This window comes from Aeromonas sp. R6-2, assembly GCF_040908155.1.
GTDB lineage: Bacteria > Pseudomonadota > Gammaproteobacteria > Enterobacterales > Aeromonadaceae > Aeromonas > Aeromonas schubertii.
The window spans coordinates 57,047-78,694 of the sequence record NZ_JBFODE010000056.1; the positions used below are offsets into that span (position 1 = coordinate 57,047).

General features: G+C 60.6%; 15 protein-coding genes. 6 read left to right on the forward strand and 9 right to left on the reverse strand.

What is annotated here, in order from left to right; all coding sequences use genetic code 11:
- Positions 1-10: 10 nt before the first annotated feature.
- Together AB5Y48_RS15080 and AB5Y48_RS15085 are read left to right on the forward strand one after the other, a co-directional pair.
- A complete protein-coding gene (locus AB5Y48_RS15080) occupies positions 11-703 on the forward strand; it encodes a glycerophosphodiester phosphodiesterase (RefSeq protein ID WP_368164974.1) in 693 nt (230 codons plus the stop codon).
- 129 nt (positions 704-832) lie between these two features.
- A complete protein-coding gene (locus AB5Y48_RS15085; RefSeq protein ID WP_368164976.1) occupies positions 833-2,710 on the forward strand; it encodes a methyl-accepting chemotaxis protein in 1,878 nt (625 codons plus the stop codon).
- 104 nt (positions 2,711-2,814) lie between these two features.
- Here the strand turns inward: AB5Y48_RS15085 and acnB are convergent, their stop codons facing one another.
- Entirely contained in the window at positions 2,815-5,412 is a 2,598-nt protein-coding gene (gene acnB, locus AB5Y48_RS15090; RefSeq protein ID WP_136614157.1) for a bifunctional aconitate hydratase 2/2-methylisocitrate dehydratase, read from the reverse strand.
- 208 nt (positions 5,413-5,620) lie between these two features.
- Positions 5,621-7,888 carry a patatin-like phospholipase family protein gene (locus AB5Y48_RS15095; RefSeq protein ID WP_368164978.1) on the reverse strand — a complete coding sequence of 756 codons (2,268 nt, stop codon included), beginning with the start codon at positions 7,886-7,888 and terminating at the stop codon, positions 5,621-5,623.
- Positions 7,889-8,066: 178 nt separating this feature from the next.
- Between AB5Y48_RS15095 and AB5Y48_RS15100 the strand changes: the two genes are divergently transcribed.
- Both AB5Y48_RS15100 and AB5Y48_RS15105 read left to right on the forward strand, forming a co-directional pair.
- Positions 8,067-9,977 carry a methyl-accepting chemotaxis protein gene (locus AB5Y48_RS15100; protein ID WP_368164980.1) on the forward strand — a complete coding sequence of 637 codons (1,911 nt, stop codon included), beginning with the start codon at positions 8,067-8,069 and terminating at the stop codon, positions 9,975-9,977.
- 137 nt (positions 9,978-10,114) lie between these two features.
- Positions 10,115-10,294: a hypothetical protein gene (locus AB5Y48_RS15105; RefSeq protein ID WP_050666610.1), complete on the forward strand. Its 180-nt coding sequence runs from the start codon at positions 10,115-10,117 to the stop codon at positions 10,292-10,294.
- On the opposite strand, the gene AB5Y48_RS15110 is transcribed toward AB5Y48_RS15105, so the two are convergent.
- The 7 genes from AB5Y48_RS15110 to ampD form a co-directional block, all read right to left on the reverse strand.
- Positions 10,291-11,247: a diguanylate cyclase gene (locus AB5Y48_RS15110; protein ID WP_368164981.1), complete on the reverse strand. Its 957-nt coding sequence runs from the start codon at positions 11,245-11,247 to the stop codon at positions 10,291-10,293. The genes AB5Y48_RS15105 and AB5Y48_RS15110 overlap by 4 nt on opposite strands.
- A 25-nt stretch (positions 11,248-11,272) precedes the next feature.
- Complete coding sequence (locus tag AB5Y48_RS15115; RefSeq protein ID WP_050666608.1) at positions 11,273-12,253, reverse strand: sensor domain-containing diguanylate cyclase; 981 nt, start codon at positions 12,251-12,253, stop codon at positions 11,273-11,275.
- Positions 12,254-12,364: 111 nt separating this feature from the next.
- Positions 12,365-13,792 (reverse strand): dihydrolipoyl dehydrogenase, encoded by a 1,428-nt coding sequence (gene lpdA / locus AB5Y48_RS15120; protein WP_050666607.1) that lies wholly within the window; start codon positions 13,790-13,792, stop codon positions 12,365-12,367.
- 152 nt (positions 13,793-13,944) lie between these two features.
- The gene (aceF, locus tag AB5Y48_RS15125) at positions 13,945-15,828 is read right to left on the reverse strand and encodes a pyruvate dehydrogenase complex dihydrolipoyllysine-residue acetyltransferase (RefSeq protein WP_368164982.1); all 1,884 of its coding nucleotides are present in this window, start codon (positions 15,826-15,828) and stop codon (positions 13,945-13,947) included.
- Positions 15,829-15,932: 104 nt separating this feature from the next.
- Positions 15,933-18,593 carry a pyruvate dehydrogenase (acetyl-transferring), homodimeric type gene (gene aceE / locus AB5Y48_RS15130; protein ID WP_050666605.1) on the reverse strand — a complete coding sequence of 887 codons (2,661 nt, stop codon included), beginning with the start codon at positions 18,591-18,593 and terminating at the stop codon, positions 15,933-15,935.
- A 74-nt stretch (positions 18,594-18,667) separates the two neighbouring features.
- Positions 18,668-19,423 carry a pyruvate dehydrogenase complex transcriptional repressor PdhR gene (gene pdhR / locus AB5Y48_RS15135; protein ID WP_050666604.1) on the reverse strand — a complete coding sequence of 252 codons (756 nt, stop codon included), beginning with the start codon at positions 19,421-19,423 and terminating at the stop codon, positions 18,668-18,670.
- 265 nt (positions 19,424-19,688) lie between these two features.
- A complete protein-coding gene (gene ampD / locus AB5Y48_RS15140; RefSeq protein WP_368164984.1) occupies positions 19,689-20,261 on the reverse strand; it encodes a 1,6-anhydro-N-acetylmuramyl-L-alanine amidase AmpD in 573 nt (190 codons plus the stop codon).
- Between the two features lie 24 nt (positions 20,262-20,285).
- Between ampD and AB5Y48_RS15145 the strand changes: the two genes are divergently transcribed.
- The gene (locus AB5Y48_RS15145; protein ID WP_050666602.1) at positions 20,286-20,768 is read left to right on the forward strand and encodes a TIGR02281 family clan AA aspartic protease; all 483 of its coding nucleotides are present in this window, start codon (positions 20,286-20,288) and stop codon (positions 20,766-20,768) included.
- A gap of 5 nt (positions 20,769-20,773) precedes the next feature.
- Positions 20,774-21,634 carry a carboxylating nicotinate-nucleotide diphosphorylase gene (gene nadC, locus AB5Y48_RS15150; protein ID WP_368164986.1) on the forward strand — a complete coding sequence of 287 codons (861 nt, stop codon included), beginning with the start codon at positions 20,774-20,776 and terminating at the stop codon, positions 21,632-21,634.
- The last annotated feature ends 14 nt before the right edge of the window (positions 21,635-21,648 follow it).

Genomic DNA, 21,648 nt, shown 5'->3' on the forward strand with positions numbered 1-21,648 from the left:
GAGTAACAAGATGCTGTTGATTGCCCACCGCGGTGCCAGTGGCCTGGCACCGGAAAATACCCTCAAGGCATTCCACCTGGCGCTGGAGCAAGGGGTCGCCGCCATCGAGCTCGACGTGCAATACGCCGACGGAGAGCTCTGGGTCTTTCACGATCGCCGGCTGGAACGCTGCACCAATGGCCACGGGGTACTCACCCGGCAGAGCCGGGAGTACCTGGCGGGGCTCGATGCAGGCGATGGGGAGCCCATCCCCACCCTGTGGCAGGTGATGACTCTGGTGGCGGGCCGCTGCGATCTCCATATCGAACTCAAGGGCCCTGACACGGCCCAGCCGGTCGCCGAGCTGATGCGACGGGCCGAGATCGAATTGAAGGTGAGCCCGCAACGGTGGCTGGTCTCCTCCTTCGACCACAGGGAGCTGCTACATTTCCAGCGTCTGCGCCCCGAGGTGCGCCTCGGGGCGCTCATTGCCGGCGTGCCCCGCCATCTGGCCCGCTTCGCCGCCGAGATGGGGTGCTGGTCTATCAACTGTGATGTGGACTTCATCGATGGTGAGCTGGTGAACGATGCCCACACCAGAGGACTCAAGGTGTTGGTCTACACGGTGGACAGGCCGGAAGAGTGGCAATGGCTGGCAGAAATAGGGGTCGATGGAATCTTTACCAACCACCCGGAACGCGCCACCCTGCCCAGCGCTAATTAAGCTATAGGTTAAGAGTGCCTGAACTATCAGGAATATGAGGGATCAGTCGATATTATTGGAGAAGCCCGACAGCCGGCTCTACACCATAATAATCATCGACATGCTCGTAAGGTTATAAGGACATACACCATGAACCTTTCCATCAAGAACAAACTGGTGCTGGCCATAGGCCTCATCATCCTGGTTATCACAGGGTTGCAGGTGTGGTACAACACCTCGCAGCTGCGCGAAGAGACCCGCAAACTGGTCTGGAACTCGGTCGATATCGCGTCCATCTCCAACGTTCAGGGCATCTCTCGCTGGCTCGATGCCCGCATCGGCATGGTCACCTCCGTCAAGGAGGCCTTCACCCAGCAGGATGAGCCTATCACCTACCTCTCCCAGGCCGAGAAGGCAGGCGGGTTCGACCTGGTCTATGCAGGCACCGAAGATGGCAAGATGATCCAGAGTAAGGCCACGGATCTCCCCCCCGGCTATGATCCCCGTCAGCGCCCCTGGTACAAGGACGCCATGGCCGCCGGCAAGCTGGCTATTACCTCTCCCTATGCCGATGCCTCAACCGGCAACCTGGTCATCACCATCGCCGAACCTTTCCAACGGGGTAATACCAAGGGCGTCATCGCCGGGGACATCGCCATCGACTCCCTGATCCGCGATATCCTCGCCATCGATCTGGAAGGCACCTATGTCATGCTGCTCGACAGCAACGGCACCATCATCGCCCATCCGGACAAGAGTCTCAGCATGAAGCCGAGCACCGATATCTTTCCTGAGCTGACCGCCGCCAAGATCAAGGAGCTGGGCCATGACGGCACCATCTCAGAGCTGGAGGTGGCCGGCAAGCCGAGCGTGTTCGACCTCACCGCCATTCCCAACACCACCTGGTACTACGGCATCGTCATCGATCAGGATATCGCCTATCAGGCGGTCACCCGGATGATCACCTCCGCCATCTGGCAGGGACTGCTCACCATCCTCATCGTCGCCGGCATCTCTTACCTGGCCATCAGCGGCTCCCTGATGCCTCTCAAGACCCTGGGTGAGGCCATCGCCGATCTCTCCCGTGGCAACGGAGATCTGACCCGTCGCGTCAAGATCGAGCGAGACGACGAGGTCGGTGTGGTGGCTCGTCACGTCAACACCTTCATCACCCGTATCCACGAGATGGTCAAAGACATCTCCAACTCCTCGGTGCAGCTCAACCAACAGGCCATCTCCTCCCACCAGATGGCGCAGCAGAGCAACCAGGGTCTCTCACGCCAGCAAAACGAGATCTCCCAGATCGCCACCGCAGTGCACGAGATGTCAGCCACCGCCGTCGAGGTGGCCAGCAATGCGGAGCAGACCGCCGAGGCGGCACGCGCCTCTGCCGGCAGCTGTGAAGAGGGCAAGCAGGTGATCGCCCGCAACCAGCGCTCCATCACAGACCTGGCCTCTCAGGTAGAGCACGCCTCAGGCATCATCCAGGAGCTCGAGAAGAACGCGCAGGAGATCAACACCATTCTCTCGACTATTCAGGGTATCGCCGAGCAGACCAACCTGCTGGCCCTCAATGCCGCCATCGAGGCGGCCCGGGCCGGCGAGCAGGGCCGTGGCTTTGCGGTGGTGGCCGACGAGGTGCGGGTTCTCTCCCAGCGGACCCACAGCTCGACCGTCGAGATCCGCAGCATGATCGAGACCCTGCAACGCAACACCCAGGGGGCCGTGGGCACCATGCAGGAGAGCAAGCTGCTGGCCCAAAACAGCGTGGACGACGCCAGCAATGCCACCCAGGCTCTGGAGCAGATCGTCGAATCCATCGGTCAGATCTCCGACATGGCCACTCAGATCTCCAGCGCCGCAGAGGAGCAGCGGGCCGTCACCGACGAGGTGAGCCGCAATATCCAGGCGGTCAAGGATGTGTCGGACGAGCTGGCCGAGCAGGCCGAGAGCTCCAACCAGATTGCCAACCAGCTCAAGAACATCTCCGGGGAGCTCAACAGCCAGGTCGGCATGTTCCGCATCTGATGATCTTCACCATGACAAGGGGAGCCAATGGCTCCCCTTTCTGATGATCTATCACCCTCAACGAAAAGAGCGGCCCGCGGGCCGCTCTCTCATTACTCGGATGCTTATACCGCCTGCTGCAGAATCACAGAGTCCGCCTTCTTGGTGTAGGTGGCGATCTCGTTGAAATTCAGGTAGCGGTAGGTGTCGGCCGCGGTGGCGTCCAGCTCCTTGGCGTAGTGCAGGTACTCTTCCACGGTCGGGATCTTGCCGAGGATGGCGGCAACCGCAGCCAGTTCGGCAGAGGCCAGGTAGACGTTGGCCCCCTTGCCCAGACGGTTCGGGAAGTTGCGGGTAGAGGTGGAGACTACGGTTGCCTCGTCAGCCACACGTGCCTGGTTACCCATGCACAGGGAACAGCCCGGGATCTCGATGCGGGCACCGACTCGGCCGAAGATGCCGTAGTAGCCCTCTTCGGTCAGCTGGTCCTTGTCCATCTTGGTCGGCGGGGCGATCCACATACGGGTCGGCAGCTGGCCACTGAACTTGCCCAGCAGCTTGCCGGCGGCACGGAAGTGGCCGATGTTGGTCATGCAGGAGCCGATGAACACCTCGTCGATCTTGTCGCCAGCCACACTGCTCAGCAGACGGGCATCGTCCGGATCGTTCGGCGCGCACAGGATAGGCTCCTTGATGGTGGCCAGATCGATTTCGATGATCTCGGCGTACTCGGCATCCTGGTCCGCCTCCATCAGGGTCGGGTTGGCCAGCCACTCTTCCATCCCCTTGATACGACGGGTGATGGTGCGCACGTCGCCGTAGCCTTCACTGAGCATCCACTTGAGCATCACAATATTGGACTTCAGATACTCGATGATCGGCTCTTTATCCAGCTTGATGGTGCAACCGGCGGCGGAGCGCTCGGCGCTGGCGTCGGCCAGCTCGAAGGCCTGCTCCACCTTGAGGGTTGGCAGACCTTCGATCTCGAGAATGCGGCCGGAGAAGATGTTCTTCTTGCCCGCCTTCTCGACGGTCAGCAGCCCCTTCTGGATGGCGGCGTAGGGAATGGCATGAACCAGATCACGCAAGGTGATGCCCGGTTGCAGTTCGCCCTTGAAGCGCACCAGCACGGATTCCGGCATGTCCAGCGGCATCACGCCGGTGGCGGCGGCGAAGGCCACCAGACCGGAGCCCGCCGGGAAGGAGATCCCGATGGGGAAGCGAGTGTGAGAGTCACCACCGGTACCCACGGTATCCGGCAGCAGCATGCGGTTCAGCCAGGAGTGGATGACGCCGTCACCCGGACGCAAGCTCACACCGCCGCGGTTCATGATGAAGTCCGGCAGGGTGTGGTGGGTCTGCACATCGACCGGCTTGGGATAGGCGGCGGTGTGGCAGAAGGACTGCATGGTCAGGTCGGCGGAGAAGCCGAGGCAGGCCAGATCTTTGAGCTCGTCGCGGGTCATGGGGCCAGTGGTGTCCTGGGAGCCGACCGTGGTCATCTTGGGCTCGCAGTAGGTGCCCGGGCGGATGCCCTGCACGCCACAGGCCTTGCCCACCATCTTCTGGGCCAGGGTGAAGCCCTTGCCGGTGTCGGCCACCGGCTGCGGACGGCGGAACACCTCGGAATGGGGCAGACCAAGCGCCTCACGGGCCTTGTCGGTCAGGCCGCGGCCGATGATCAGCGGAATCCGGCCACCGGCGCGCACTTCGTCGATCAGCACGTCGGTTTTCAGTTCGAACCGGGCCAGCACCTCGTCGGTGCCGTGCTTGCAGATCTTGCCGGCGAACGGGTAGATGTCGATGACATCGCCCATCGCAAGTGCAGAGACATCCACCTCGATGGGCAGGGCACCGGCATCTTCCATGGTGTTGAAGAAGATGGGGGCGATCTTGCCACCGAGACAGATGCCGCCGGCACGCTTGTTGGGCACGTTGGGGATGTCGTCGCCCATGAACCACAGCACCGAGTTGGTGGCGGATTTACGGGAGGAGCCGGTACCCACCACGTCGCCCACATAGGCCAGCGGGAAACCCTTCTCTTTCAGCGTCTCGATGGTCTTGATGGGGCCTATGGTGCCGTCCTTGTCCGGGGTGATACCGGGGCGGGCCATCTTCAGCATGGCCAGGGCGTGCAGCGGAATATCGGGACGGGACCAGGCGTCCGGGGCCGGCGACAGGTCGTCGGTGTTGGTTTCGCCCGGCACCTTGAACACGGTGACGGTCAGCTTCTCGGCCAGAGCCGGGCGGGAGAGGAACCACTCGGCATCGGCCCAGGATTGCATCACCTGCCTGGCGAAGGCGTTGCCAGCCTTGGCCTTCTCTTCCACATCGTGGAAGGAGTCGAACATCAGCAGAGTGTGGGAGAGGGCCTTGGCAGCCAGCGGGGCCAGGGCGGCGTCGTCCAGCAGGTCGATGAGCGGCTGGATGTTGTAGCCACCTTGCATGGTGCCAAGCAGGGTGACCGCCTCTTCGCGGCTCAGGATGGGGGAGCTGGCCTCACCCTTGGCCACGGCGGTGAGGAAACCGGCCTTCACATAGGCCGCTTCATCAACACCGGGGGGAACGCGATCGGACAATAACTCTTTCAGAAAGCTCTCTTCACCGGCGGGAGGATTCTTGAGCAGCTCGACCAGGGCGGCGACTTGCTCAGCGTCCAGAGGTTTGGGAACCACTCCCTCGGCAGCACGTTCTTCGACGTGTTTACGGTAGGTTTCAAGCACGACTAATTCCTCTTTGGTCTTATGGGTCGCCGCGGCGGCGATCGTCCTTGCGGGACACCCGTAGGGTGCCCCCCACTATATAAGTTTTAACGACTAATTAAAATCCACTCAGAACCGGCTGGCCGGTCAAAAAATCACATTTATTTAATTAACAGCCAGTTATAAAAGCATCGCTGTGTCCATAGCCGGAAACGTTAATAAGTTGTCATCAACGGAAGGTGCTCCCCAGCTGCAGATAGATGGACTGACTCCCCCCCTCTGCGGCCCCCACACCGAAGAAGATGGGGCCGAGGAAGGTCTCGCTGCCAATATAGAGCGAGCCCGCCGTGTAGGAGGTCTCGAAGCGAATGTCGTGCCCCTGATCCCATACTCCGCCCTGCTCGAGTGAGCCCCCCACATAGAGCGGCAGGCGGAAGGGGCCGAAGTCGTTGTCCGCCAGTCGATAGATATATCGCAGGCCGCCAAACAGGCTATATCGTCCCGACAGCTCGTGGGGCTTGAAGCCCGACAGAGTGAACATGCCTCCGAGATCCTGGGCAAACAGGGGCAAATCCTCGCCACTTTGGGTACCACCGGCACCCAGCATCAGGTTGAGACTGTGCCTCTCCCAGGACCAGGGTTTAATCAGGGTGACGTCATAGCTGCTGCCACGGGAGTGGCTCTGCCCCCCCTCACCATCGTCCTGATTGATGTGCATATAGCCGATCTGCCCCTGGAAGAGGAGGCCATTGTATGGGAAGTAACGGCTGTCCAGGGTGTCGTGTTCGAGGCGCAGGAAGGGACCCCAGGCGCTGGACGAGAGATCGCTTATCCCTATGCTGTCAATGCCGATATCGCCCTTCATGGCCGCGACACCGAGACTGACCCGTTGCCAGGGGTGAATATTCCAGCCGACCGCCCCCTCAGCGGACCAGAAGGCGTACTGGCTATCGAAATAGTAGGTCTGGCTGCTGCCGCCTTCGCGGCCACGGCGCAGCCCCCCCTCGTCGGTCAAATAGAGGCGACGGGTCTCCTTGTCATAGGCCAGGCTCACCTGACCGAAGTAAGTCTGAGAGGGTTCAAGCGGGCTGTAGAACTCGGTCTTGAGGTGCTTCCAGGTGCCGAGCGATGCCTCACTGTGCCACTCCCCGCCCCACTCGTTGATATTGGTGCGGGTATAGGCCGCCCCCACGTTGTAGTTGGAGGTACTCTCAAAATCGTCGGTGAAACCGAACTGGAAGTTGAGGTAGCCCGGTCCCCAGTTCTTCTCATGGGCGTCGACCACCAGCACATTTTCATTTCCCCGTTCCTCGATCTGATAGGTAACCCGATCGAAGGACTCGAGGGCATAGAGACGGCGTACCCCAGCCTCAAGGCTCTCACGAGTCTGCACCTTGTGAGGCTTGACCTGCATCGCCGCACGAATGGTCTCATCGGCCAGGGAGGATTGGTTGACGATATCGACCCTGTCGATGTAGTAGGCGGGCAGGGCGCTGTTTTGCGCGCGCCGGCTCAGCTTCTGATCCCGATAGGCCTTGTAGCGGGCAGGGGACAAAGAGAGCGCATCGAGGCGCAGCGCAACCCGTTTTGCCGCCTCTTCCCCATAGTGGATGCCATCCGGCATGCGGGCGAAATCGGCAATCCCCATATTGCCGAATGCGGGGGTAATCAGGATATCGCGTTCCCCGAGGAGTGCCTTCTGCCGCTCTGTTCCAACCTGGGTCATGTAGGTGGTCATCTGATCCAGCATGGCCAGACCCGAGGTCAACTCGCTCTTGTCCCTTAGCCTGGCTCCTATGTCTACGGCAATAACAATATCGGCCCCCATACTCTTGGCCACATCCACCGGCATATTGTTGACCGCCCCCCCGTCGGCCAGGATCCGCCCCTCCCACTCCACCGGCTTGAGGATCCCCTGGATCGACATGGAGGCCTGCATCGCCTTGGCCAGGCTGCCGTGGTCCAGCACGAAGGGGGTCACCGTCTCCATGTCGGTAGCGACGGCACGGTAAGGAATGGGGAGATCGTTGAAGCTCTTCTGTACCGGCAGGTTGGAGGTGGCATCGCGCAACAGGGCAGCCATGGATTGGCCCTGAAAGAAGCCATCCGGCGATTTGAGCGAGCCTCCACTGATCCCTATGTCAGTGCGCAACTGATAGAGTTCGTCCTGCTGCTTCTGGCGCAGGGAGAGAGCATCCCGGCTGACCCTGTCGTTATAGCCCTTGTTCCAGTCGATATTGAGGGTGGTCTGCTCCACCTCCTCGGCCGATAGCCCCATGGCATAGAGTCCTGCCACGTAGGAGCCCATGCTGGTGCCGACCACGATATCGACCGGTATGCGTTTCTCTTCGAGCACCTTGAGCACGCCGATATGAGCCGATCCTTTGGCACCGCCACCACTGAGCACCAATGCAATCTTGGGGCGATCGGCGGCGTGGGAGACAAATGAAGCAAGTGTGAGGGCGACCAGGGCAAACCCTCGCCAAAAGAGACTCATAGAGACATCCATCCAGAGCAGAAAAGGGGCGAGGAATACTATAAAGGGAGACCCCCCTGACGCAAACCGGAGTGTGAACGCAAACGTATCGCTGCAATATCGACTCGCTCGGCCTTAGGTAATAAAAATCCCTGCCGCTACACTCTTCGTCGGCGATTCCGCTCCATTGGATCTAAGCATGTTTAACCATCTCACCCTGAAGCAAAAAATTGTTTCAACCCTGTTATTGGCCGTCGTGCTCTCCTGCATGCTGGTGGGTTACTTCAGCCAACGCTCGGCACAGCAGCTCATTGAAGAGCAGCTCTTTGCCCACGAGCTGCCCAACCTGACCCAACGTATCGGCAAGTCGATAGAGGCCGAGCTCAATCCTGTCGCCGGAGCGGCACGGCAACTCGCCAGCGACCGCTTCCTGCTCGACTGGGTCTCTCGCGGTATGCCCAAGGAGCAGGAGCCTATCGTGATCGATCAGCTCAGGGACGTGGCCAATCAGTATGGCCTGGTGACCGCCTCCTTCGCCGATCGCCAGAGCGCGGCCTACTACAACCAGGATGGCTTCTTGCGTAACCTCACCCCGGAGCAGGACGGCTGGTTCTATGCCTATACCCGAGGCTCACAGGATCTGATGCTCAGCATCTTCCGCGAGTCCACCGGTGAAGTGAAACTGTTTGTGAACTATCAGCAGCTCAATGGTCGCGGGCTGGCAGGACTGGCCAAGTCTCTCGACAGCATGGCCGCGATGCTCTCGGGCTTTCGCATCGGGCAGAGCGGGTTTGTCTTCATGGTCGATGGTCAGGGCAAGGTGAAACTTCATCCGGATGCTGCCCGTATCGATCGGGATACCCTGACTCAGCTGGCGGGAGCTGATGCACAGCGTCTTCTTGGCAAGCAAGAGTTCGCACTGATCGAATCCAGCGCCCAGGGGGAAGAGCGGGTTTTGGCCTCCAGCTATATTCCCCTGCTCGACTGGTATCTGGTCGCCCAGGTACCCAAGGAGGAGATCTTTGCCGGCCTGAATCAGGCTCGCACCCGGATCCTGCTCATCACTCTCGCCATCGCCGCCGGTATGGGGCTGCTTGGCATGTTGCTGGCCGGCTCGGTAAGCCGCCCACTCAACCAGCTGGCTCGGCTGTTCCGTGAACTGGGCAGCGGGGATGGGGATCTGACCCACAGGCTCAGGGTCGATGGCGGCGACGAGCTGGCCGAAGTGGCCAAGGGCTTTAACAACTTCGTGGCCAAGATCCATGCCTCCATCACAGAGGTCGCCGAAAACTCACGGCAGCTTGCCCTCACCGCCAACGAGGTCGCAAGCAAGGCACACCTGACCCAGAGCAACTGCACCGCCCAGCGGGATCGCACCGTGCAGGTCGCCACCGCCATCCACGAGATGGGTGCGACGGTCAACGAGATTGCCGGCAATGCTTCCCAGGCCGCCGAGGTGGCTCGCCTGGCCAACGACCAATCCGGTATCGGGGCCCAACTGGTGGGTACCGCCCGGGCCAGCATCGTCTCCCTCTCTGGGGAGATCGAACAGGTGAGTGAGGTGATTGAGTCTCTGGCCAACCAGACCGACTCCATCGGTAGCATCCTCGATACCATCCGCGGCATCTCGGAGCAGACCAACCTGCTGGCGCTCAATGCCGCCATCGAAGCCGCCCGGGCCGGCGAGCAGGGACGCGGTTTTGCCGTCGTGGCCGACGAGGTGCGCAATCTCGCCAGTCGATCGGCCGCCTCGACCGAGGAGATCCAGGGGATGATCAATCGCCTGCAACAGCAATCGAGTCGCGCCGTCGAGGCGATGCGTGGCGGCCGCGAGCAGAGCCTTGGTGTGGTCACCCAGGCTGACGAGGCCAACGGCGCCCTGGGCCTCATCACAACCCATATCGCCCAGATCAGCGACATGAACATTCAGGTTGCCACCGCAACGGAAGAGCAATCGAGCGTGGTGGGCGAGCTCAATCGCAACGTCGAGGAGATCAATCACCTGACCATGGAGACCGCCGATCTGGCAGAGCAGTTGACCCGTTCCAGCCAGGGACTGCAGCGGTTGTCGCAGCAATTGGACCAATTGGTCGGACACTTTCGTCTGTGATGTGAAAAGGGGAGCCACGCGCTCCCCTTCTTGTGCCGACCCCCCCTTCTCCGGTCAACTCCTGGCGCTGGGTCACCCACAACATCTGGAAAGCCGCCACGAAGCAGCCATACTCGTCGCCTCTGTCAGGAGGAACGATGAGAAAGAGTCTTGGTGTAATAATGCTGGCGCTGCTGCTATCGGCCTGTAGCCAGCAAGGAGCGGTGCGCATCCGTGATGCCGACATCCGGCTCGATGATACCCACATCCGCATCAGCGATGGCAACAGTGGTGGCTCGTTTTGCCCCCCAGGGCAGGCGAAGAAGGGGCGCTGCTAGTGGCTCCTTTTCTGCCGATACATCAGGGTATCGGCATGATGCAGCAGTGACTCGAGATCGCCCAGTGGCGCCTGTGGCGTATGGGTGACGGCTCCGACAGAGAAGTCGAGTCGATAGTCGGACTGCTCGCGGTTCTCCTCGTCGATTACCTGCCGAAAACGCTGCAGGGCCAGCTCTGCCTGAGCACTATCGGTATAGGGTAGCAAGGCAACGAACTCATCTCCCCCCAGCCTGGCGCACACGTCGGCGTCGCGAAAGGTCTCAACCATCAGGGCGGCAAAGCGGCGCAGCGCCCTGTCACCGACCCTGTGTCCAAGGTGATCATTGATCTGCTTGAACCCGTCCAGATCGAAATAGAGCAGAGTCACCGGATACCCTTGACGCTGCGCCAGACGGAAGCTCTTCTCGGCCAACATCATGAATCCCCTGCGATTGGAGATCTGGGTCAGCTCGTCCAGGGTCGCCCACTGCCCTGCCTCCATCTCATGGACCACGATCTGCCCCAGCTCCCTGAGCAAGGCCCTCTCAGGCTCGTGGAATTGGCGGGGCTGGCGGTCAAGAATGCAAATAGTCCCCAGCCGGCAACCATTGCTGGCTTTCAGTGGATAGGCGGCATAGAAACGGATGTGGGGCGAGCCCACCACCAGTGGATTATCCCAAAAACGAACATCCTGATGGGTATCCTCCACCACCATCAGCTCTGACTGCAGGATGGCATGAGCGCAGAAAGAGACCCGTCGCGGGGTCTCCGCAATATTGATACCCCAGGCTGACTTGAACCATTGGCGCTCCCGATCGATCAGCGAGATAAGGGCGATGGGCACACCAAAGATGCGTCGAGCCAGACGGGTAAAGCGATCGAATCGCTCTTCTGCTGGGGTATCGAGCAATCCGATGCGCCGCAGGGTCTCCAGCCGCAGTGGTTCATCGGGTGACATGGCGGGCTCTTCCATCTCTCTCCTCCCTGGCTCTCTGGGCCTAGCGCACCGGCTCCTTCGCCGCACGCTTCGCCACCTTGCGCTCATACATCAGGCTGTCCGCCTGTTTGAGAAGCCCATCCAGATCAGGGGGAGTCGAAGGATCATAAGTGACAATCCCCTCACTGCAGGCGAGTTGATAGCCTCGTTTTCCGGAACCATTGTGACGGGCAAGATCCTTGTGGAAACGGGCGATCGCAGCGGCCGCCTGAGCCTGATTGGCACCGGCCAACAAGACCGCAAACTCGTCCCCTCCCAGGCGGGCGTAAACATCGGCATCCCGAAATGAGTGATTGATCAGGTTGGAAAAATCTCGCAAAGCCTGATCTCCCTCATCGTGCCCAAAGGTGTCGTTGATCTGCTTGAAGCCATCCATATCCAGATAGACCAGACTGACCGTCTGCCCAAGCCGGTGAGCCTGCTGCAGGCTTTTCCCGGCCAACATGGTGAAGCCACGGCGGTTGGAGATCTGGGTCAGCTCATCCAGGGTCGACAGCTGCAGGGCCTCCAGCTCACGCACGACCATGGCAGCCAGATCCTCAAACAGAGTCAGCTCCTCATCGTCCATATGCCTGGGTTCACGATCGATGATGCAGAGGGTACCCAGCGCACAGCCATTGGAAATCCGAAGCGGACAGCCTGCATAGAAACGGATATGGGGCTCGCCGGTCACCAGGGGATTGTCCGCGAACCGGGCGTCGAGCGCCGCATCGCGAACCACAAAGGTCTCGGTTCCCAGAATGGCATGACCACAGAAGGAGATATCCCGTCCCGTTTCACTGGCATCAAGCCCCTGGCAAGACTTGAACCACTGCCGCTCGGCATCCACCAGGCTGACCAGAGCGATGGGGACGCCGAACATGCGACGCGCCATGCGGGTCAGGCGATCGAAACGCTCTTCGGAGGCGGTATCGAGAATCGCCAGGGAACGCAGGGTCTCGAGGCGCAGCACCTCGTTGACCGGCAGGGAGGGACACTTCATCGGCAAGACTCCTGTGTATAGGTGATACCCTCTAGTATGTCAGATCCTCACCCTCCCACCCGCACCTGCAAACAAAAAGGCGCCCCAAGGCGCCTTCTCACTTCACTATACTTATTTTTTCTTCTTGGCCTTGGCGTTCGGCAGGTCGGTGATGGAGCCTTCGAACACTTCGGCAGCCAGGCCCACGGACTCGTGCAGAGTCGGGTGAGCGTGGATGGTCAGGGCGATGTCTTCGGCGTCGGCACCCATCTCGATGGCCAGACCGATTTCACCCAGCAGCTCGCCGCCGTTGGTGCCCACGATGGCACCACCGATGACGCGGCCGGTCTCTTTCTCGAAGATCAGCTTGGTCATGCCGTCGGAGCAGTCGGAGGCAATGGCGCGACCGGAGGCAGCCCACGGGAAACTGGCCACTTCGAAGGTGATCCCCTTCTCCTTGGCTTCCTTCTCGGTCAGACCGACCCAGGCCATCTCCGGCTCGGTGTAGGCGATGGACGGGATCACTTTCGGATCGAAGTAGTGCTTCTTGCCGGCGATGACTTCGGCGGCCACGTGACCTTCGTGCACACCCTTGTGCGCCAGCATGGGCTGACCCACGATGTCACCGATGGCGTGGATGTGCGGCACGTTGGTACGCAGCTGCTTGTCCACTTCGATGAAGCCACGCTCGTTGACGGCGACACCGGCCTTCTCGGCATCCAGCAGCTTGCCATTCGGCACACGGCCAACGGCGACCAGCACGTTGTCGTAGCGAACCGGCTCGGCCGGAGCCTGCTTGCCTTCGAAGGAGACATACAGACCGTCTTCGCGGGCTTCAACGGCGGTGACCTTGGTCTCCAGCATGATGTTGAACTTCTTGGCCACACGCTTGGTGTAGACACGGACGATGTCCTTGTCAGCGGCCGGAACCAGCTGATCGGCGAACTCGACCACGTCGATCTCGGAGCCCAGGGAGGAGTACACGGTACCCATCTCCAGACCGATGATGCCGCCACCCAGCACCAGCAGCTTGCCCGGTACAGTGGTCAGCTCCAGCGCGTCGGTGGAGTCCCATACGCGCGGATCGTCGTGCGGGATGAAGGGCAGCTTCACCGGACGGGAGCCGGCGGCGATGATGGCGTTGTCGAAGGTGACGGTGGTCTTGCCGTCCGCGCCTTCTACCTCGAGGGTGTTCGGACCGGTGAACTTGCCCAGACCATTCACCACCTGAACCTTACGCATCTTGGCCATGCCGGCCAGACCGCCGGTCAGCTGGTTGATCACCTTCTCTTTCCACAGGCGGATCTTGGTGATGTCGGTCTTCGGTTCGCCGAAGACGATGCCGTGCTCGGCCAGGGCCTTGGCCTCTTCGATCACCTTGGCCACGTGCAGCAGGGCCTTGGAGGGGATGCAACCCACGTTCAGGCAGACGCCACCCAGGGTGGAGTAACGCTCGACGATAATGGTATCGAGGCCCAGGTCGGCTGCACGGAAGGCAGCAGAATAACCGGCAGGGCCAGCACCCAGAACCACGACCTGGGTTTTGATTTCTTTACTCATCATGACCTCTTTGTCGTTCTTATATCCCCGGACAGCGCAGTATGAAATGCCATATTGGTGGGCTGTCAGCGCTTAAAAAAACCGGGGCAAGTTTACAATCCTGTTAACGAATTGAGAAGCAAAAAGGGCGGGCTATGGGCCCGCCCTCTCACTTACAGGACCAGTCGACGAATGTCGGACAGGACACCATTCATGGTGGTGATGAAGCGAGCACCGTCGGCGCCGTCGATGACACGGTGGTCATAGCTCAGGGCCAGCGGCAGCATCAGGCGCGGCACGAACTCCTTGCCGTTCCACTTCGGTTTGAAGTCTGACTTGGAGACGCCGAGGATGGCCACTTCCGGCGCGTTGACGATCGGGGTAAAGCTGGTACCACCGATGCCACCCAGGCTGGAGATGGTGAAGCAACCGCCCTGCATGTCGGCTGCGGTCAGCTTGCCGGCACGAGCCTTCTTGGAGATCTCGGCCAGATCGCGAGACAGCTCGATGATGCCCTTCTTGTTGACGTCGCGCACGACCGGAACCACCAGACCGTTAGGGGTATCCACCGCCACACCGATGTGGATGTACTTCTTCATGATGAGCTTGCTGCCGTCTTCGGACAGGGAGCTGCAGAAGCGCGGATGGGCTTCCAGGGCCTTGGCGGCGGCTTTCAGGATGAACACCAACGGGGTGATCTTCACGTCCAGCTTCTGCTTCTCGGCCAGAATGTTCTGCTCTTTACGGAACGCTTCCAGCTCGGTGGTGTCGGCCTCGTCGAACTGGGTGACATGGGGGATCATGGCCCAGTTGCGATGCAGGTTCGGACCGGAGATCTTCTGGATGCGGGTCAGTTCGACCTCTTCCACGTCACCGAACTTGGCAAAGTCAACCTTCGGCCACGGCAGCACGCTCATGCCGTTACCAGTGCCTTGGCCTGCAGCCGGTGCAGACTCGGCACGCTTGATGGCGTCCTTCACATAAGCCTGCACGTCTTCTTTGACGATGCGGCCCTTGCGACCGGAACCCTTGACCTTGGCAAGGTTAACGCCGAACTCGCGCGCCAGGCGGCGTACCGCCGGGGAGGCGTGCACGTAGGCGTCGTTGGCTACGAAGTCGGAGGCGGCAGCAGCCTGGGCAACCGGCGCAGGGGCGGCAGCAACCGGAGCAGCAGCAACAGGAGCTGCGGCAGCAACAACCGGGGCGGCAACCGGAGCAGCACCAGCCACTTCGAACACCATGATGAGCGATCCGGTGGAGACCTTGTCACCCGCCTTCACCTTGATCTCCTTGACCACACCGGCGAACGGGGCCGGCACTTCCATGGAGGCCTTGTCGCCTTCCACCGTGATCAGGGACTGCTCGGCCTCGACCTTGTCACCCACGGCCACCATGATCTCGGTCACGCTGACTTCATCGCCACCGATATCCGGCACGTTGACATCCTTGGCGGCGGCAACAACCGGGGCAGCAGGTGCAGCAACCGGAGCCGGCGCGGCAGCAGCGGCAGGTGCAGCGCCCGCCACTTCGAAGACCATCACCAGGGAGCCGGTAGAGACCTTGGCGCCAGCAGCAACCTTGATCTCGACCACACGGCCCGCGAACGGAGCCGGTACTTCCATGGAAGCCTTGTCACCCTCTACGGCGATGATGGACTGATCGGCCTCGACCATGTCACCCACGGCTACCATGATCTCGGTGACTTCGACTTCGTCACCGCCGATGTCCGGTACGTTGACGTCCTGGCGAGCGGCAGCGGTCGGAGCAGCAGCCGGCGCGGCGGCAACCGGTGCAGCGGCCTGGGCCGGTGCCGGCGCGGCAGCACCCTCGGCTTCGAAGATCATGATCTGGGAACCGGTGGCAACCTTGTCACCCACCTTGATCAGGATCTCTTTGACGATACCAGCGGCCGGAGCCGGCACTTCCATGGAGGCCTTGTCACCCTCTACCGCGATGATGGACTGGTCGAGTTCGACCTTGTCACCCACGGCCACCATGATTTCCGTGACTTCAACTTCATCGGCGCCGATATCCGGAACCATAATCTGTTTGGACATTGTGCTTTATCCTCTTGCGCAGACCCGCATGACAATCACAGTCATGCGTATCTCGCGTTAACCTTTGCAAGGCCGCGCCATCTCTGGCGCGGCTCTTGACCCTCTTAGGCGTACAGCGGGTTGACCTTGTCGGCGTCGATGCCGTACTTGGCAATGGCCTCGGCCACAACCTGCTTGTCCACCTCGCCGCGCTTGGCCAGTTCGGTCAGGGCAGCAACTACCACATAGAACTCGTTCACTTCGAAGTGACGGCGCAGGTTGGCACGGCTGTCGGAACGGCCGTAACCATCGGTGCCCAGCACGCGGTAGTGCTCGGTCGGCACGAAGGCACGCACCTGATCGGCGAAGGACTTCATGTAGTCGGTCGCGGCGATGGTGGCCTCGGTACCCAGCACCTGAGCGATGTAAGGCACGCGAGCGTCGGCTGTCGGGTGCAGCATGTTCCAGCGGTCTGCGTCCTGACCGTCACGGGCCAGTTCGTTGAAGGAGGTCACGCTGAACACATCGGAACCGATGCCGTATTCGCTCGCCAGGATCTGGGCCGCCTTGCGAACGTGCCCCAGGATGGAGCCACAACCCAGCAGCTGTACCTTGGCCTTGGTGCCGGCCACGGTTTCCAGCTTGTAGATACCCTTGCGGATACCCTCTTCAGCGCCTTCCGGCATGGCCGGCATCGCATAATTTTCATTGAGAGTGGTGATGTAGTAGAACACGTTCTCCGGGTTCTCACCGTACATGCGGCGCAGGCCGTCCTGTACGATCACCGCCACTTCATAGGCGTAAGACGGGTCGTAGGAGATGCAGTTCGGGATGGTGTTGGCCAGGATGTGGCTGTGACCATCTTCGTGCTGCAGACCTTCGCCGTTCAGGGTAGTACGACCGGAGGTCGCGCCCAGCAGGAAGCCACGGGCTTGTTGATCACCGGCTGCCCACGCCATGTCGCCGATCCGCTGGAAGCCGAACATGGAGTAGTAGATGTAGAACGGGATCATCGGGCAGTCGTTGGTGCTGTAAGAGGTGGCAGCAGCCAGCCAGGAGGACATGGCGCCCAGCTCGTTGATACCGTCTTGCAGAACCTGACCCTGCTTGTCTTCCTTGTAGTAGGAGACGATGTCACGGTCTTGCGGGGTGTACTGCTGACCGTGCGGGCTGTAGATACCGATCTGACGGAACAGGCCTTCCATACCGAAGGTACGGGCTTCGTCAGCCAGGATCGGGACAATGCGCTTGCCGATCGACTTGTCTTTCAACATCACGTTCAGGGAACGCACGAACGCCATGGTGGTAGAGATTTCGCGCGCCTGTTCACCCAGCAGCGGGCCGAAGGCATCCAGCGCGGGAATTTCCAGCTTGGTGGTGCTTTCGCGCAGACGGGTCGGCACATAGCCTTTCAGAGCGGTGCGACGGTCGTGCAGGTATTTGTGCTCGGCAGAACCGGCTTCGATCTTCAGATAAGGCAGATCGGCCAGCTGCTCGTCGGCCACCGGCAGGTTGAAGCGGTCACGCAGGTGACGCACGGAGTCCAGCTCCATCTTCTTGACCTGGTGAGCGATGTTCTTGCCTTCGGCCGCTTCGCCCATGCCATAACCCTTGATGGTCTTGGCCAGGATAACGGTCGGCTTGCCCTTGGTCTGGGTCGCCTTGTTGAAGGCGGCAAACAGCTTACGAGGATCGTGACCACCGCGGTTCAGGGAGAAGATCTCCTCATCGGTCATGTCTTTGACCAGCGCGGCAGTTTCCGGGTAACGGTTGAAGAAGTGCTCGCGGATGTAGCCACCGTCGCGGGACTTCATGGTCTGGTAGTCACCGTCCACGGTCTCGTTCATCAGCTGGATCAGCTTGCCGGAAGTGTCTTTCTTCAGCAGCTCATCCCACTTGCGACCCCAGATGACCTTGGTGACGTCCCAGCCAGCGCCGGCGAACAGGCCTTCCAGCTCGTTGATGACCTTGCCGTTGCCGACCACCGGGCCATCCAGACGCTGCAGGTTGCAGTTGACCACGAACACCAGGTTGTCGAGTTTTTCACGCACTGCGACGGTCAGGGCACCCTTGGCTTCCGGCTCGTCCATCTCGCCGTCACCCAGGAAGGCGTAAACGGTCTGCTCGGAGCAATCCTTGATACCACGATCGGTCAGGTACTTCAGGAAGCGAGCCTGATAGATGGCGGCGATGGGGCCCAGGCCCATGGAAACGGTCGGGAACTGCCAGAAGTCCGGCATCAATTTCGGGTGCGGGTAGGAGGGCAGGCCCTTGCCATCCACTTCCTGACGGAAGTTGTCCAGCTGCTCTTCGGTCAGACGACCTTCGGCGAAGGCGCGGGCATAGATGCCCGGGGAGATGTGCCCCTGGAAGTAGACCAGATCGCCGCCATCCTTCTCGTTGCGAGCACGGAAGAAGTGGTTGAAGCAGACATCGTAGATGGTCGCAGAAGAAGCGAAGGAGGACATGTGCCCACCCAGGTCCAGATCTTTCTTGGAAGCGCGCAGCACGATCATCATGGCGTTCCAGCGGATGATGGCGCGAATGCGGCGCTCCATCTCCAGGTCACCCGGGTAGTCCGGCTCGTCGCTGGACGGAATGGTGTTGATGTAGTCGCGATTGGCCTTGGCAGCCACGTCCACACCGCTGGCGCGGGCCTTCTCGGCCAGCTGTTCCAGGATGAATTGGGCGCGTTCCGGACCCTCTTCACGCAGCAGGGATTCCAGAGAGGCGAGCCACTCCAGCGTTTCTATCGGGTCCACATCGTTCTTCAGGATATCAGACATGGCTGGTTCCTATTGTTATTGCACGGCGATTAAGATGCGCGAAAATTCGACAATTAAGCCTTGTTGGATGGGGATTACTGCTGACGGATCCGGCGCATGGAGCGCTGGATCCTGCTCTCTTCCCGCTGCATGTCCAACAAGGTGTCCTCGATAAAGGCCAGGTGCTCATGACAAGCACTCCTGGCCCGCTCCGGAGCCCCCGAAAGAATAGCCTCGATCAGATTCGCACGATGGCGACGGATCTTGACTACCACTCCCGGACGGCGATTCAAAATCTCATTATTTTGCAGAATGTTTTGTTCAAGCATCGACCCCATGGCGCGCAACAGGTGCAGCAGCACCACGTTGTGAGAGGCCTCGGCCACCGCCAGGTAGAAGCCGGTCACGGCCACCGACTCTTCGGCCAGACCGAGCTTGCCGGCCTCCTCGATGGCGGCCTGGGCGGCTCGAATCCGCTCGAAGTCGCCCTCAGTGCCACGCAGTGCGGCATAGTAGGCGCAGATCCCCTCCAGCGCGTGACGGAATTCCAGCAAATCATACTGGGCCTCCGGATGACTGGAGAGCAGCTCAAACAGGGGATCGGCCATCCCCTTGCTCAGGGCATTTTGCACATAGGTTCCCCCACCCTGGCGCCGATAGAGCAGCCCGCGCGCCTCCAGGCGCTGAATCGCCTCCCGCAATGAGGGGCGCGATACCTGAAACTGGATGGCCAGCTCGCGCTCGGGGGGCAACTTCTGACCCGGCTGCAGGCTGCCTTCCAGAATCATGTTTTCCAGCTCGGCCACGATGGCATCGGCCAACTTGGGCTGGGTAATCTTGCGATAGGGCATGGGAGAGACTTTGTTAAATTGGTATTACCAATTTCATGGATGGGGCGAAAATTAGCAGAGGAGGCGAGGAAAGTCCAACGAAATGATGATCCACATCAAGAAAGCGGAGTACCCAAGGGGAGGTATTTAGGCCTCTTCATGATGTGCATCAAAGAAATTGGTAAGACCAATAATCATGAGCTCGCTCACAAAACACATTATTGCAACAAACAAAAAAGGCCTGCCATACGCGACAAGTCTTTGATTTGAAATATTAAAATTTAGTTTAATCGCCATTAACCCCGAGACGATAACGGACCCAGTCAAAGGCAGATCCGGGATCGCTCTTGCGCCCGGGAGCGATATCGCAGTGGCCGGTCAAGCGCTCCTGGGTAATGGCCGGATAACGGGCCATCAGGGCCCGGGTCAGCTCTGCCAGGGTTTCATATTGAACCCTGGTGTATGGCACCTCATCCGTCCCCTCCAACTCGATGCCGATGGAAAAGTCATTGCACCCCTCTCTCCCCGCAAAGGAGGAGACGCCGGCATGCCAGGCCCGCAGATGAAACGGAACATATTGCACCAGCTCGCCATCACGGCGGATCAGACAGTGGGCCGACACCTTCAGATGGTGGATGGTAGCAAAATAAGGGTGAGCGTCAGGGTCGAGCCGACCGAGGAAGAGATCATCGATCCAGGGCCCCCCAAACTCACCGGGAGGCAGGCTGATGTTGTGCACCACCAACAGGGAGATATCCTCTGCCACCGGGCGCACATTGTGATGTGGTGACGGGACCGGCCGGGCTTGTTCGCACCAACCATCTGAATCGATGGAAAAAAATGTGTTAGGCTGAGTCATCATTTTCCTGTCGCGAACCCGCCTATGAGCAGCATCGCCCCCAAGACGGCCCGCTGGTTCTGGTTGCTGGCCTGGCTGGCCCTACTGGGCCTGCTCACCCTCTATTTCAGCGAGCGCAGCCGTCCCGGCGTCAGCGCCGATGGTGCACTGCTCCTGCCCCGGGACGCCAGCGGCCACTATCGGCTGGAGGGTGCCATTAACGGCCAACCGGTGCAACTGCTGCTCGACACCGGCGCGACCCTGATCAGCCTGCCTCAGTCGGTGGCCGATCGCCTCGGCATACACCCCACCGGGCAAACCAGGGTCTCAACCGCTGCCGGTACCGTGCTGGTCGGCACGGGGCACATCGATTCACTGGAGATGGGCCCCCTGACCCTGTACGATCTGGCGGTCTTTATCAACCCGGCGCAAGACGGCCAGCAGGTGCTGGTCGGCATGAATGCGCTGGCCAGGCTCGAACTCATACAGAAGGAGCGGCAACTGCTGCTTCGCCCCCTGCAGGAATAGAAGGCATGCTACAACAGGACATCACCCGCGCCGTACGCACCGCACTGCTCGAAGATCTCGGCGGTGCCCTCACTACCGATGGTCAACCGGATGCCGGTGCCGATATCACGGCTCAGCTCATCCCGACCGACCGACACGCTACCGCGCGTATCATCACCCGTGAGGCGGGGATTTTCTGCGGTAAAGCCTGGGTGGAGGAGGTGTTTGCCCAACTAGGCGGTGAGGTAGAGATCGTCTGGTCTGTGGCCGATGGCGACCGCCTGGCCCCCAATCAGGAGTTGTTTCGCCTGACCGGCCCGGCCCGCGTGCTGCTCACCGGTGAGCGCAACGCCCTTAACTTTGTGCAGACTCTCTCCGGCGTCGCTACCCTCACCGCCCGCTATGTGGCAGAACTCGCCGGCACTCACTGTCGTCTGCTCGATACCCGCAAGACGATTCCGGGACTACGCACCGCCCAGAAATATGCGGTCACCTGTGGTGGCGGCAAGAACCACCGTATCGGTCTCTATGACGCCTACCTTATCAAGGAGAATCATATCCTGGCCTGTGGTGGTATCGCCGAGGCCATTACCGAGGCGCGTCGCCTCAACCCCGGCAAGCCGGTGGAGGTGGAGGTGGAGAGTCTGGCTGAGCTGGAGCAGGCGCTGGACGCCGCTGCCGATATCGTGATGCTCGACAACTTCGACGTGCCCATGATGCGTGATGCCGTCGCCCTCAACGCAGGTCGTGCCAAACTGGAGGTCTCCGGCAACGTCACCCTGGAGACCCTGGCCGACTACGCTGCCACTGGCGTCGATTTTATCTCGGTCGGCGCACTGACCAAGCACGTGCGGGCCCTCGACCTCTCCATGCGTTTTATTGCATGAGCCCCCCTTGCCGA

Bases quoted from the DNA above. Each gene is read 5' to 3' on its own strand.
- AB5Y48_RS15105 (WP_050666610.1), top strand. From the start codon at position 10,115: ATGAGAAAGAGTCTTGGTGTAATAATGCTGGCGCTGCTGCTATCGGCC.
- aceE (WP_050666605.1), bottom strand. From the start codon at position 18,593: ATGTCTGATATCCTGAAGAACGATGTGGACCCGATAGAAACGCTGGAG.
- AB5Y48_RS15100 (WP_368164980.1), top strand. From the start codon at position 8,067: ATGTTTAACCATCTCACCCTGAAGCAAAAAATTGTTTCAACCCTGTTA.
- nadC (WP_368164986.1), top strand. From the start codon at position 20,774: ATGCTACAACAGGACATCACCCGCGCCGTACGCACCGCACTGCTCGAA.
- ampD (WP_368164984.1), bottom strand. From the start codon at position 20,261: ATGACTCAGCCTAACACATTTTTTTCCATCGATTCAGATGGTTGGTGC.
- lpdA (WP_050666607.1), bottom strand. From the start codon at position 13,792: ATGAGTAAAGAAATCAAAACCCAGGTCGTGGTTCTGGGTGCTGGCCCT.
- AB5Y48_RS15085 (WP_368164976.1), top strand. From the start codon at position 833: ATGAACCTTTCCATCAAGAACAAACTGGTGCTGGCCATAGGCCTCATC.
- AB5Y48_RS15095 (WP_368164978.1), bottom strand. From the start codon at position 7,888: ATGAGTCTCTTTTGGCGAGGGTTTGCCCTGGTCGCCCTCACACTTGCT.
- AB5Y48_RS15110 (WP_368164981.1), bottom strand. From the start codon at position 11,247: ATGGAAGAGCCCGCCATGTCACCCGATGAACCACTGCGGCTGGAGACC.
- aceF (WP_368164982.1), bottom strand. From the start codon at position 15,828: ATGTCCAAACAGATTATGGTTCCGGATATCGGCGCCGATGAAGTTGAA.
- AB5Y48_RS15115 (WP_050666608.1), bottom strand. From the start codon at position 12,253: ATGAAGTGTCCCTCCCTGCCGGTCAACGAGGTGCTGCGCCTCGAGACC.
- pdhR (WP_050666604.1), bottom strand. From the start codon at position 19,423: ATGCCCTATCGCAAGATTACCCAGCCCAAGTTGGCCGATGCCATCGTG.
- AB5Y48_RS15145 (WP_050666602.1), top strand. From the start codon at position 20,286: ATGAGCAGCATCGCCCCCAAGACGGCCCGCTGGTTCTGGTTGCTGGCC.
- AB5Y48_RS15080 (WP_368164974.1), top strand. From the start codon at position 11: ATGCTGTTGATTGCCCACCGCGGTGCCAGTGGCCTGGCACCGGAAAAT.